The sequence below is a fragment of the Rummeliibacillus pycnus genome (assembly GCF_002884495.1).
In the GTDB taxonomy this organism is placed as follows: Bacteria; Bacillota; Bacilli; order Bacillales_A; family Planococcaceae; genus Rummeliibacillus; species Rummeliibacillus pycnus.
On sequence record NZ_KZ614145.1, the window covers coordinates 1851069 to 1865645 of the forward strand.

At 34.6% G+C, this 14577-nt stretch carries 12 protein-coding genes; all 12 read right to left on the minus strand.

Annotated features, from left to right (window positions below; genetic code table 11):
* Positions 1-221: 221 nt before the first annotated feature.
* Positions 222-452 (minus strand): dsRNA-binding motif domain-containing protein, encoded by a 231-nt coding sequence (locus CEF14_RS09240; RefSeq protein ID WP_102692579.1) that lies wholly within the window; start codon positions 450-452, stop codon positions 222-224.
* Positions 453-1130: 678 nt separating this feature from the next.
* Complete coding sequence (locus CEF14_RS09245) at positions 1131-1418, minus strand: hypothetical protein (protein WP_102692580.1); 288 nt, start codon at positions 1416-1418, stop codon at positions 1131-1133.
* 413 nt (positions 1419-1831) lie between these two features.
* Positions 1832-3166, minus strand: coding sequence for a type I glutamate--ammonia ligase (gene glnA, locus CEF14_RS09250; protein WP_102692581.1), 1335 nt, complete (start codon positions 3164-3166; stop codon positions 1832-1834).
* A 49-nt stretch (positions 3167-3215) separates the two neighbouring features.
* Entirely contained in the window at positions 3216-3599 is a 384-nt protein-coding gene (locus CEF14_RS09255) for a MerR family transcriptional regulator (RefSeq protein WP_102694356.1), read from the minus strand.
* Between the two features lie 290 nt (positions 3600-3889).
* On the minus strand, positions 3890-5140 hold the full coding sequence (locus tag CEF14_RS09260; protein WP_102692582.1) for a methionine gamma-lyase family protein: 1251 nt from the start codon (positions 5138-5140) through the stop codon (positions 3890-3892).
* A gap of 446 nt (positions 5141-5586) precedes the next feature.
* Complete coding sequence (locus CEF14_RS09265; RefSeq protein ID WP_102692583.1) at positions 5587-5886, minus strand: rhodanese-like domain-containing protein; 300 nt, start codon at positions 5884-5886, stop codon at positions 5587-5589.
* 161 nt (positions 5887-6047) lie between these two features.
* The gene (gene hfq, locus CEF14_RS09270; RefSeq protein WP_102692584.1) at positions 6048-6275 is read right to left on the minus strand and encodes an RNA chaperone Hfq; all 228 of its coding nucleotides are present in this window, start codon (positions 6273-6275) and stop codon (positions 6048-6050) included.
* A gap of 60 nt (positions 6276-6335) precedes the next feature.
* A complete protein-coding gene (miaA, locus tag CEF14_RS09275) occupies positions 6336-7253 on the minus strand; it encodes a tRNA (adenosine(37)-N6)-dimethylallyltransferase MiaA (RefSeq protein WP_102692585.1) in 918 nt (305 codons plus the stop codon).
* Positions 7235-8173 (minus strand): alpha/beta fold hydrolase, encoded by a 939-nt coding sequence (locus tag CEF14_RS09280; RefSeq protein WP_245890133.1) that lies wholly within the window; start codon positions 8171-8173, stop codon positions 7235-7237. Before CEF14_RS09280 ends, miaA begins: the two co-directional genes overlap by 19 nt.
* Positions 8166-9824, minus strand: a complete 1659-nt coding sequence (locus tag CEF14_RS09285) for a glycerol-3-phosphate dehydrogenase/oxidase (protein WP_102692586.1) — start codon at positions 9822-9824, stop codon at positions 8166-8168. Before CEF14_RS09285 ends, CEF14_RS09280 begins: the two co-directional genes overlap by 8 nt.
* A 28-nt stretch (positions 9825-9852) precedes the next feature.
* Positions 9853-11763: a DNA mismatch repair endonuclease MutL gene (gene mutL / locus CEF14_RS09290; protein ID WP_102692587.1), complete on the minus strand. Its 1911-nt coding sequence runs from the start codon at positions 11761-11763 to the stop codon at positions 9853-9855.
* A 12-nt stretch (positions 11764-11775) separates the two neighbouring features.
* On the minus strand, positions 11776-14421 hold the full coding sequence (gene mutS, locus CEF14_RS09295) for a DNA mismatch repair protein MutS (RefSeq protein ID WP_102692588.1): 2646 nt from the start codon (positions 14419-14421) through the stop codon (positions 11776-11778).
* Between the last annotated feature and the right edge of the window lie 156 nt (positions 14422-14577).

Below are 14577 nucleotides of genomic sequence, written 5' to 3' on the forward strand. Positions count from 1 at the left end.
GACGGTTATTCCACCGTCTGTTGAAATTCTCCTTATTTCGTATAAGCACGTTTGAATGAATCTTCAAGCGTGTTTTTTTATTTTATTCTCCTGTATTAAAGACCTTCTCCGTTTTGATACAAAAATTTAGATGTTCAGAATTTCCCTCTATGGTACATACATTTTAGGCTTGAGAACGCAATATAATACAGGACGTCGTATGACGCCCTATGATCATTGCATTAGTCATATAATCTTTTAACAGCTTCTAAAGAATTGGAAGCTAATGCTTTTCTTGCAGCATTATTAATAGCTTCCTCCTTACTTTCACCTATACCTTCACTGAATGGCTCAGGATAACCAGAATAATTCAATATAGCTCGATATAGACCTGTGAAAATGTCTTTTTCCCCGACAATGCCTTCAAAATCATGTCCGTATAAAAAGAAATTTTCTTTAGTAACCTGTTTCACTTTTTCACCTCCTATTTCCAGTATAAATAACGTGTTTATAGGGATTATATTACACATTTAATTAATATAACATAGAATAGTATTTTATTTTTGCATAAAACAAAAAGATACAGAAGATACAAATAAAAACAATACTGATTTATAAACTTTTGCACTTATTTGTTTTAGCATCTCTTATGATCTTAAATCCTCATAAATGGCTAGTTGTATCGAAAAACAACAGATACTCAAAAAATAATAAGGAAATTTGTAAAATAACAATAAGTTATTTGGAAGTGGAAATAAGGACGAGGATGAAATCAAGGACTAACTTAGTCGTTCAGAAAAGTTGGTCAATTTTCAGCTTGATAAGAGAACTATAACAGATTCGACTTTTCAATTTGTTTTTTATATAATCCAAGAATTCAGCTAGACTTACTATTCAGTAATGTTACTTGAAGCTGGAGAATAAATCAATTGAAAAACACGATGAAATGCACAAACAAAATAGTAGAATAATTGAATTTAAAAATTATTAAATCAAGAAGGATCATACATACATTTTCTTCATAATAAAAACCCTCCACAAAACTGTGGAAGGCATATAAAAAACACATCAGATGTGGATGTGTCTAATTTTTCAATATTCCAACTCAATAAAATTATGCTAAATAATTATGGTTATTCTAAGTTTAAGATTTAATGCGTTTCTCTGAACTTGAAATTATATTTCTTATTTATCTTTTGCGCAATTTGTCCTAGAAACTCTTGAACAGTCATTTTCTCAACTTTCTGCGTATACCAAGCAAGTTTTGCTCCCTTGTCTTCTTTATTATAATTAACTTGTGAAGGCATAAATGTCTTATTTTTATATGTGTAGTCAAATTTAATATAGAGTTTATTCTCTTTTGGACAATCAAGGATTACCTCATAAACCGGATTTTTAAATTCGGGTTGAAACTTAACTTTTCTAATTTTAGTTAACATGTTTATCTCCCCTTAAAAGTAGTCATTACATATACATTATACCATAGATTGTTAATCAATAAGGGTAACTCTCCTCAATCAGGCAGTTACATAAAAAAACGTTAGCCAATTGACTGCGTTTTTTCTCATGCATCGTTTAACAATTGGATTCAAGGCATTAAATTTACACTTTAAAAGAAGTTCAAGAACAATCATGTCATAAATCTATTCAAATTACTTCAGATATTTATTCACATGGAACGAGAACTAAGGAGAATGTATCGATTGAAAGATTGGATGAATACATGCAGAGAAAAACTACGAAATAATTAATGATAAAACTTTTATGGTCAAACAAAAAAATAATGACCACAAGCTAAATGCTTGTGGTCAAAGAAAAAGCGTTGAGGCTTAGAGCCCCAACGCTTTAAATCTTAGTACATTTTCATGTATTGGTCACGTTCCCATTGGTGTACTTGTGTACGGAACATGTCAAATTCGATTTCTTTTGCTTCACGGAAGTTAGCATAGATATGAGAACCAAGAGCTTCTTGAATTACTTTATCCTCTGCAAGAGCTGCAAGTGCATCGTTTAAGTTAGCTGGTAAGTTACCGATACCTGCTTCAGCACGTTCTTCAGCATTCATCACATAGATGTTACGATCTACTGCTGCAGGTGGTGTAAGTTGTTGTTCGATACCATTTAAACCGGCTTCAAGAATAACAGCCATAGCTAAATATGGGTTTGCAGCTGGGTCAACTGAGCGTACTTCGATACGAGTTGATAATCCACGAGAAGCTGGGATACGAATTAAAGGTGAACGATTTTGAGCTGACCATGCAATATAGCAAGGAGCTTCGTAACCAGGAACTAAACGTTTGTAAGAGTTTACTGTTGGGTTTGTAACAGCAGTGAATCCTTTAACGTGATTTAATACACCAGCCATGAATTGAAAAGCAGTTTCGCTTAATTGTAAATCTGCAGATTCATCATAGAATGCATTTTCTTTACCTTTGAATAATGAAACGTTACAGTGCATACCTGAACCATTTACTCCGAATAATGGCTTTGGCATGAATGTTGCGTGTAAACCATGTTTACGTGCAATTGTTTTAACAACTAATTTGAATGTTTGAATATTATCACATGCTTCAATAGCATTTGCATATTTAAAGTCAATTTCGTGTTGACCAGGAGCAACTTCATGGTGAGAAGCTTCAATTTCAAAGCCCATTTCTTCTAATTCCAACACGATATCACGACGGCAGTTTTCACCAAGGTCAGTTGGAGCTAAATCGAAGTAACCACCGTGGTCATTTAACTCAAGAGTTGGTTCTCCATCTTCATCTAATTTGAATAGGAAGAATTCTGGTTCAGGTCCTAAGTTGAAGCTTGTAAAGCCCATTTTTTCCATGCGGCCTAAGATGCGACGTAGATTATTTCGTGGGTCTCCTTCGAATGGAGTTCCATCTGCTTTGTATACATCACAGATAAAGCGACAAACAGTACCTTTTCCAGTTGTCCAAGGGAAAACAATAAAAGTATCTAAATCAGGATATAAGTACATGTCTGATTCTTCAATACGAACAAAACCTTCAATTGAAGAACCATCGAACATCATTTTATTATCAAGTGCTTTTTCTAATTGGCTTACAGGAATTTCAACGTTCTTAATAGTACCTAAGATATCTGTGAATTGTAAACGAATAAATTTAACTTCTTTTTCTTCTACAAGTCTACGAATATCATCTTTTGTGTATTTTCCCACACTAATCACTCTCCTATAAATTTACAATAAATTTTATAAAACCCGGTTCTTATAAAAAGAATCGAGATAAATCACCTTGTCTAATTGAGGATTTTTGCATCCTCTGTGCCTGTTGCATTTCTTCTCTTAAAATACGTCTTAAATCTTCATCTGTAATATCAGTTTTAGCTTGTTTTGCCAATACTGGCTCATTCTTCATTGCGAAGACCTTCTTGATACCTGCCATATTAATGCCTTGATCTAGTAAATCTTTAATTTCTAGTAAAACATCAACATCATTCAATGAAAACATCCGACGGTTGCCTTCAGTCCTTGCAGGTGTGATCAGCTCATGTTCTTCGTAATAACGAATTTGGCGAGCGGTTAAATCAGTTAGTTGCATGACTATACTGATTGGTAGTAAAGGCATGGTCTTACGTATTTCTTTACTCATTTCCTTCACCTTACCTTTCACACGATTAATCATACACCACGTCACATTTGTTGTCAATATCATGTTATAATTTCTAACATATATTTTTAAACTATTAAAAAAGCTCGTTAACACTGAGTTTACGAGCTTTTAATGATGTTTCTAGAATAATCCGCATATCTAAAATAACAAAAAATTTCAAATCAAAAAAATCATTTAAGTTTTCATATAATAATTAAAGATAGCCTAAGCTGTTACATCATACGACAAAGGCTATCTTGATCAATAGGTTATTTTACCGATTCAGTTCATTATTTCTGTAAGTTTTGAACAGCATTTAATATTGCATACTTCACATGTTCATATGTTAAACCACCTTGTACATAAGCTGTATACGGTGGTCGAATAGGCCCATCAGCAGATAACTCAATACTTGCACCTTGTACAAATGTACCGGCAGCCATGATTACATCATCTTCGTATCCAGGCATTGGGGCTGGCTCTGGAGCAAAATGTGCATTGACAGGTGAATTCGCTTGAATAGATTGACAGAATTGAATCATTTGTTCAGCTGTTTTAAAAGATACTGATTGAATTAAGTCCGTACGCTTAACGTCATAGCGCGGCGTAGGTGTCATTCCGATTTCCTCCAAAATCGCCGCTGTGAAGATCGCACCTTTTAATGCTTGTGCCACAACATGAGGCGCTAAGAAAAACCCTTGATACATATCTGGAAGAGCATTCAAAGATGGACCAGCCTCTGCACCAATACCAGGAGATGTCATACGATATGCACATTGTTCAACATATTTGGCTTTTCCTGCAATATAGCCCCCTACTTTTGCAAGGCCACCACCAGGATTTTTGATTAATGAACCTGCCATTAAATCTGCACCTAGTTCTGTTGGCTCAACTGCATCTACAAATTCGCCATAGCAATTATCCACAAAAATAATTGCATCTTCTTTAATTGCACGAATTTTTTTAATCATTTCAGCAATTTGTTCTATTGTAAATGAAGGTCTTGTTGCATATCCCTTTGAACGTTGGATAGCAATCACTTTCGTTTTGTCTGAAACTACTTTTTTTACAGTATCCCAGTCAACATCTCGGTCATCTATTAAATCAACATGTTGGTAGCTAATATTGAAGTCTTTCAGTGAACCTGTATCTTTGTCACCACCGTCTACAATTGACTGTAATGTATCGTATGGTTGACCTGTGATATAGATTAATTCGTCCCCTGGGCGCAAAACACCAAAAAGACTCAGCGTAATTGCATGTGTACCAGAAATAATTTGCGGACGTACAATTGCTGCTTCTGCACCAAATGTTTCGGCATATATACGTTCTAAATTATCACGACCTTCGTCATCATAGCCATATCCGGTAGAAGGATAAAAGTCGCTTTCACTTACACTATTATTCCGAAAAGCAGACAGTACTTTTTGTTGATTGTAAAAAGCCATATCATCTGCCTTTTCAAAATAGGGTTTCACTTTTCCCTCAATTTTTTTTGCTAAAGCTAATATTTCTTCCGTTAAATTGGACATATATGCCATTACTATCGACTCCATTTCTAAATTAAGTCCTATTCAATCTTATCAATTCTTTCTTATTCGTCAACTATTCGCGGTTATTTGATAACTTTAAACTATTCTTGCATATTTAATCATTTTTACCTATTTTCAGGACAACTAAAAGTCGGGAGTGCTATTTATCATGTAGTGTAAATTGACTGGAGCGGAGCCAGTGTGACTCCTAGAGGATTAGTATCCAGACGACACCCTGGAGCAATATTAAGGTAGATGGCAATACCCATTTTTATCATGGAAATCTAGCTTTTTTACTTTTTCAGTATCCTCCAAAATCACACTGGCAGAGGCAAGGCAAGCCAACCCCAAGTTACGGTTATGGGCCAATTTTTATGTATTAATTTTCTCTAAAAACAATAAATGACGATTCACTAAAGTAGTGATCGTCATCTAATCAGTATGTTGAATTAGAACTAGAATTCTAATTCCCCTTCCCAAGAGCTCATGCCACCTTCCATATTTGTTACATCATAGCCTAATCCATCTAAATAAGAACATGCACTAAAGCTACGACCTCCAGCATGGCATACAAATATATACGGTGTGTTTTGATCTAATTCAGTTAATCGTTCAGGGATTTGACCTAAGGGAATGTGAATTGCACCAGGAATAATACCATTGGCAACTTCTTCATCTTCGCGTACATCAACGATATGTAATTCTTCGTTTGCATCAAATTTTGCTAGTACTTCTTCAGGGGTAATTGTTTTCATAATATAATTCCTCCATTTTCAATCTACCATTAGTATATATGGATATTAGTAATTGAGCTACTTTTTTGACGAAATAACAAAAAGCCATTTTATAACCAATCTAGTTATAAAATGGCCTCTCCTTCAAAAATAACTAAACACACGAAAAATACTTTAGCGAATTACTCAACTTCTTGTTGTAGTTCTACAGATTTTGATGGAGAGAATGTTGATATCGCATGTTTGTAAATAAAATGCTGTTTACCATCGACTTCAAGTAATACAGTAAAATTATCGTATGAACGAATTGTCCCTTTTAACTGAAAACCATTTAATAAGAAGACGGTAACAAAAATACCGTTTTTACGTAGTTGATTTAAATACGTATCTTGTAAATTCATTGATTTCATGAAGATCCCCCTTAACCTCTGTATTAGTATTGTATATTCGCTTTTTGTAGTGAATTTCCTTTATTTTTGTAAAATATTATCAATTATTTTTATTGTACCCAATTCTGCATCATACCAATCAATATCCATCTTATTTCTAAAATAAGTAAGTTGTCTTTTCGCATAACGACGTGAATTTTGTTTTAATTGAGCGATTGCTTCGTCTAATGAAACATTTCCCTCTAAATATGCATAGAGTTCTTTATAGCCGATTGCTTTAATCGATTGAACATCTCGAATACCTCTATTGTAGAGATCTTTTACTTCCTCTAATAACCCTTTTTCCATCATCAAGTCTACTCGTTGATTAATTCGAGAATATAAGAGGTCTCGGTTCATATTTAATCCAATTATTCTATGTTTATAGAGTGGCCGATCACCTAAATGCTGTTCTTCATCTGATTTTTGAATCTTGCTATGCTCCGCCATCTCTAATGCACGAATTACCCGTCTTGTGTTATTAGGATGAATCGTTGCAGCTGTTTTCGGGTCAACTGCTTTTAATTTTGCATACATTGCTTCGGGACCGACCTTTTCCAATTCTTTGTAATAGGCATCACGAATAGTATGCTCAATCTTCTCTTCTGTAAAGCGAAAATCAAATAATACTGCTTGAATATAAAGTCCAGTTCCCCCAACGATTATAGGAATCTTTCCTTTTGCTTGAATTTCATCAATTTTATCACGTACTAGTTTTTGATATTCTGCAACAGAAAATGATTCTGATGGTTCTTTAATATCTAGTAAATGATGAGGAATTCCTTCCATTTCTTCTGGTGTTATTTTCGCTGTTCCAATGTTTAACTCTTTATATACTTGCATCGAATCCCCATTAATTATTTCACCATTGATCGCCTTTGCTAGTTCGATACTAAGCGCAGTTTTACCAACAGCAGTTGGTCCAACTATTGCAATAACATCTAATTCTTGTTGTAACATTCTTTTTTCTCCAACCATTGTAATATCGTTTGAAACACTTTCTCTTTATTGGTTTCGTTTAAAACTTCATGACGCATTCCTTCAAAAAGTTGTACAGTAACATCATGTAAACCACATTTTTGCATTTGCTTTGCAGCACGCCATATCCCTTTGGTAAAACCACCAACTGGATCTTCAGCACCACTAATAAATAATATCGGTAAATTCTTCCTAATACGATTTACCTCATGACGTTTGGATAATGTAATAATACCTTGCAAAAAATCTACATAAAATTGATTTGTAGAGATAAAGCCACAGTCTTCATCTGCTATATATTTTGCTACTTCTACACTATTTGAACATAACCAGTCAAATTTCGTTTCTGGATTTTGAATGGTACGATTAAAATTGCCAAACGTAAGCTTATCCATAATATGGCTTTCTTTCGTTTTCCCTTTTACATTTGTTAAACATTTTGCAAGAAAAGCACCCAAAAAATGTTCAATACCAACAGCTCCAGTACCACAGTATATTGCTTTATCCAGTTGCTCACTATGTAACTCCGTGTATCTTCTTGCAATAAACGAGCCCATACTGTGACCAAATAAAATCATAGGCGGTAAGTTCCTACTATCTCGTACTGTATCTGTTACAATTTTGACATCTTCAACGACTTTTTCGAAACCTGTTTGTTCACTAAAGAAACCTTTTATAGATTGATTTAGTTTTACCGTTTTACCATGCCCTCGATGATCATGCATTGAAACAAAATAACCTGCATTTGTTAAAAATTCAGCGAAAGGAACATATCGTTCATGATGCTCTGCCATCCCATGAAGTATATGAATATGTCCCTTTGCTGATTGTATTGGCTCACATATAGTAACCACAAGCTGATGTTGGTCTGTTGCTGTAACCATTATTTGTTCCTTATACATGGAGTCCCTCATCGGCAAAATGTGATGCGTCATATAAAATTTCTTCTAGTTCTTTTCGATATTGTTGTTCTTCTCCTGGTGAATAGTGTAAATATTTACTCATTAATCGAATAACAGGCTGTTTATACTTTTTTACACTATTGATATTAAAGAACATTCTAGATGAACGGCGGACAAAGAAATCTGCAGGTGTATAAGCCATTTCATATTGCATTGCATAGATCAATTGTGCATGTAAATCTACCGGTAACTGTTGTTCCCCTTCTTGTACGTCTAATGTGTGAATAATAGCAAAGAGATGATCAACATTTGTACCATAAGTACGAACTAAATGATAGGCTTCGTCATAAGTTAAACCATAACGAGTACCTTCTTGTGCTTTGTAATGTACATAAGCAACAAAATTCTGCGAATTAATTCCTTTTGCTCCTGATAATGATAGTTCAGCTGTAACACAAGGACCAACTTTTTTAAATTGTTTTCTTGAAACAATTTTATCGACCACTTTTTCGGCCATTTTGCGATAACCAGTTAGTTTTCCACCAGCAATTGTCAAAAGTCCAGTAGTAGATTCCCATACCTCGTCTTTTCTAGAAATTTCAGAAGGATTTTTTCCTTCTTCATAAATAAGTGGTCTTACACCTGCCCAACAAGATTCTACGTCTTTCATAGAGATATCAACATCAGGGAACATATATTGAATTGTTTCAAGTAAGTATTCAACATCTTCATCTGTAACAACAGGTTTAATGGGGTTATCTTCGTAAAATGTATCTGTTGTTCCTACATATGTTTTACCATCCCGAGGAATTGCAAATACCATACGTCCATCACTTGTATCAAAATAAACGGATTGTTGTAAAGGGAATCGAGATTGATCAAATACAATATGAGCACCTTTTGTTAACTTTAGCTTCTTATTGTTATTGATTTTATCTTTTTGGCGCAACTGATCAACCCATGGACCAGTAGCATTAACTACTGAATTGGCCTGTATCGTCCAAGTTTTTTGTGAAATTTGGTCATGTACGATAGCACCGACAACTTTTTTATCTTCGTAAATAAAATCTTCTACTTTCGCATAATTTAGACACACTGCTCCAAGTTCAACGGCTTTTTTCAAAATTTCAATTGTTAGACGTGCGTCATCTGTACGGTATTCAACATAATATCCACTGCCTTTAAGGCCGTTTTTTTTCAATAATGGTTCTTTCGCAAGCGTTTCTTTTGTTTTTAACATCGTTCGTCTTTCTGCTTTTTTAACACGAGCTAAACGATCGTACATTTTCAAACCAATTGATGTTGTAAACGGGCCAAATGTACCTTCTTTATAGAATGGCAGTAACATCCATTGCGGTGTTGTTACATGCACACCATTTTCATAAACAATTTCTCTTTCTCTTCCCGTTTCTTTTACTACATCAATTTGCAGTTGCTTTAAATAACGTAAGCCACCATGTACTAATTTCGTGGAACGGCTTGATGTGCCTGCAGCAAAATCTTGCACTTCCACTAATGCAACAGACAAGCCTCTTGAAATAGCATCTAACGCAATTCCAGCACCGGTGATTCCTCCACCAACAACTAATACATCAAACGAATAGTTATTTAATATGTCAATAACTTGACTTCTTTTTGCAGCCGAAAACATGTAAGACTCCTCCTCCAAAATTCACTCATTACATGACACGTTTAAACATTTTTTCAATTTCATATGTTCTAAAGTGAACAATTACTGGTCGACCATGTGGACAGGTAAATGGATTTACTCGTGTTTTTAAATCATGTAATAATCTCTCCATTTGCTGTTTATCTAAGTAGTGATTTGCTTTAATGGAACGTTTACAGCTCATCATAATCGCAGCTGCTTCTCGTAATTTTTTTACATCTGTTTTCCGTTCTTTTAATACTTGTTCGATTAGTTCTTCAATAATTTCAGATTCGAAATCTTTTGGAAACCAAGTTGGGTGTTCTCGTACTACAAATGAGTTTTGACCAAATTCCTCAAGATAAACCCCTACTTCTTCTAAAGCTTTCGCATTTTCACGTAATGTTAATGCTTCATCAGCAGAATAATGGAAAGTTAAAGGCAGTAATAGAGATTGGCGTTCATCAGGATTTACTTCGCCAACCTTATCTTTAAAGTATTCATATTTAATGCGTTCTTGTGCTGCATGCTGGTCAATTAAATAAAAACCATCTTCACTTTGAGCAACAATATAAGTGCCATGAATTTGCCCCACAATCTCAAGTTCAGGAAATGGTTCTTTTGGAGTTTCATCTGGAATAATCTCTTTTTGTACCTGTTCTTCTTCATCTTCATCCCAAATATCTTCTTGATTTGTTGCAAGATTATTGATTCCTTGAGAATCTTTTATCTCTTCCCAACTTTCTTCTACCGTAAAACCTTTAGCTAGTTCCTTGTTTTCTACGCTTTCTTTGAGCGTAGGGAAAGAAACATCAGAAGTACTTATTTTTTCTTCTGTTTTCGGTTTCTCATTAAATTGCGGCATATTGGTTGTATTATAATTAATCGTTTTCCAAAAATTAATTTGTTCTGAAGATGGTGTTGACGTTTTCCTTTTTTGAGCAATTTCAGGCGCCTTCATTGAATTTCGAATCGCTTTATGGAGAGATTCTTCAATTAATTGCATTAAATCCGCTTCTTTACTTAATCGAATTTGCTGCTTAGCTGGATGTACATTAACATCTGTTAGAAACGGATCGCCTTCTATGTGTATAACAGATATTGGGAATCTTCCTATAGGCAGAAATGTATGGTAGGCATCAATGATTGCTTTTTGAATTGTATAATGACGTACCCATCGGCCATTCACAAAAATTGACATATAACTTTTAGATGCTCTCGTTATTTCTGGAATCGTTGCATACCCTGATATTTTATAATCTTTCGATTCGCCTTCAAAATGAACCATTTTCTTTGCATTGGCAACTCCATAAATAGCAGCTAGTACTTGTCGTAAATCCCCACGACCATTTGTTTGCAACAAATTATGATCATGGTGAGTTAATTTAAATGCTATATTGGGATAACAGAGCGCTAAACGATTCATCAAATCGATTGTATGGCCCAGTTCAGTTTGAATTGTTTTCATATATTTTAAACGAGCAGGAGTATTGAAAAAGAGCTGAGAAACTGTTAGATCTGTTCCTTTTCGAAGAGAACCCGGTTTTTTATCGATCACATGTCCACCTTCAAGATGAACTTCGATTCCACTTTCTCCATTTGAAGTGATTAAATCTACTTTCGAAACAGAAGCAATACTTGCTAATGCTTCTCCACGGAAACCGAGTGTTCGAATTCGAAACAAATCATGTTCGTTATTAATTTTACTTGTGGCATGTCTTTGAAATGAAATAAGTGCATCATCTTCGTCCATTCCACATCCATTATCAATTACTTGAATAGAGGTCATTCCGGCTTCTTCTAATACCACTTCAATTGAGGTACTGCCTGCATCAATGGCATTTTCAACTAATTCTTTAACTACAGAAGATGGTCGCTCAACTACTTCACCTGCTGCAATTTTATTGGACAAAAATTCATCCATTATATGAATATGCCCCATCCTAGGCACCCCCTATTTTTGTACTAAAGTTTGTTGCAATGTATAGACAAGTTGCAATGCATCCATTGGTGTTGTACCGGATACATTTAAATGTTTTAATTTTTCTAATACTTCTTTTTCAGCATCTGACAATTTAGGTACTGATGCTTCTTTAACAACAGAACCATCCTCTTCAAAAAGGGAAAGTTGTGTCTCTTCTCGTATAGTTGTTTTCACTTGTTGCGGTAATTCTTCGTCAGACATGGCTGCAGCTGCTACTTCTTTATGTCTTAGTGTTGGTTCTACATCTGTTGCTTCGAACTCAGCAAGTAATATACGTGCTCGTTCAATGATTGGCTTTGGCAATTCTGCCAATTCTGCAACATGAATACCATAACTTTTATCAGCTGGTCCATTCTTTACTTTATGCAAGAACACCACTTTACCATCTTGTTCTGTTGCTGACACATGAACATTTTGAAGACGTTCTAATTCGTTTTCTAATGTTGTTAATTCGTGATAGTGTGTAGAAAATAGTGTATTTGCTCCGATTTTGTTATGGATGTATTCCATCATAGATTGCGCCAATGCCATACCATCATAAGTAGATGTTCCACGACCAATTTCATCAAATAATAACAAGCTGTTAGCCGTAGCATTGGTAATGGCATGTTGAGATTCTAACATTTCAACCATAAAAGTACTTTGACCACCTGCTAAATCATCTGCTGCTCCAATACGAGTGAAAATTTGGTCAGTTATTGGTAGTTCTGCTTCATCTGCAGGTACATAACAACCCATTTGAGCCATCACAGTAATTAAAGCAACCTGACGCATATAAGTACTTTTACCTGACATATTAGGACCTGTTATAAGCATCATATTTTGGTCTGTATCTAAAATACAATCATTTGGAACATATAGTTGTTTATTCATCATTTTTTCAACAACTGGGTGACGGCCATTGATGATTTTCAATGCTCGACCTTCATGGAATGTAGGTTTTACAAAATGATACTTTTCGGTTACAGTTGCAAAGCTTGTAAAGACATCCAATTCACTAATATCAGATGCCAATGCTTGGAGACGAGGAATAAACTGCTTTAAGTACTCACGAATTTCAGTGAATAGTTGATATTCCATTACTAAACTTTCTTCTTCTGCATTAAGAATAATCGCTTCTTTTTCTTTTAACTCTTCTGTAATATATCGTTCCGCATTCGCTAATGTTTGTTTTCGCTCATAACGAGAAAGATCAACCGACTGAATATTCGATTTTGTCACTTCGATATAATAACCAAATACGCGATTATAACCGATTTTTAAATTTTTTATACCAGTAATTTCACGCTCTTTTTGCTCTAATTGAGCAATCCAGTCTTTTCCGTTTCGAGAAGCATAACGTAATTCATCTAATTTCTCATTAAAACCTTCTCGTATGACATCCCCTTCTTTAATCGAAATTGGCGGATGGTCTGTAATAGCAGTACTTAAATAGATTTCGACATCTCGGCATAAATCGAGTGTTTCCCCAAGAGGTACTAGATGTCCTTTTCCTGAATTAATGAGTTGATCTTTTATCGCAGGTACCTGTCTTAATGATTCACGTAATTGTGCAAGATCACGACCTCCTACACTACCAAATGCCACACGACCTGCTAAACGTTCTAGATCATAAACTTTTTTTAAAAGCTCTTGTAATTCTGCACGAACAAAATAATCTTCCAATAAATCCGTAACGATACTTAATCGTTTTTCAATCGCTTTTCGACTTGCTAAAGGTTGATGAAGCCATTGTTTTAATTTACGACCACCCATAGCAGTCGCTGTTTCATCAAGTAGCCATAACAACGTTCCTTTTTGATCCCCACCACGCAGTGATTGAATTAACTCTAAATTTCGTTTGGAATTTGTATCGATATTCAAATAGTTTTTTACTTCATGGAAAGTAAATGGTTGAATATGTGATAACGAGCGCATTTGTGTACGTTCAATATAATGTAATAGGATACGACAAGCTTCATGCAATTCTTCTGGTGCTTGTTTCAAATAGTGAAGGCTTGTTTCTACAGTCATTCCCTTATTTTCAAGTGATAGAACAATGGAGTAAGCTTCAGCTAACTCTTGTAATTCAGCAAACAAATCATCTTTTACTACTAATTCACGAATATCAAATGCTTGCAGTTGTTGAATTAATACCTTGTGATCACCTTCCACGTATGTAGTGGTAGATTCACCTGTCGATAAATCGAGGTAGCTAAATGCAAACTCAGAATCATTTAGTTTTGTACTTGCTGCGATAAAATGATTTGATTTGCCGTCAATTGCTTTACCTTCCATAATTGTTCCAGGTGTAATTAGTTGAATGACTTCACGTTTCACGACACCTTTTGCTAATTTTGGATCTTCCGTTTGTTCACAAATTGCTACTTTATATCCTTTTTGTACAAGTGTTTCAATATAATTTTGTGCTGAATGATGTGGTACCCCACACATAGGAATACGTTCTTTCATACCAGCATCTCTACTAGTTAATGTAATTTCTAAAATTTGAGATGCTTTCAGTGCATCATCAAAGAACATTTCATAAAAATCTCCTAAACGGAAAAATAAAAAAGCATCTTGATAGTCTGCTTTTACTTGTAAATATTGTTGTATCATAGGTGTGTAAGCCATTATATTACCTCTCCTGTGTTCCTATATCTTAACTATATTATAACAAATCAAAGTCAAAAAATCGTTTTTGACTGATTAAAGAAAGTATTTCCAATAACCTAATTGTTGTTTATTTGACAAAAAGGCACAGAATAAAATCATATGATAAAAATCCATTTA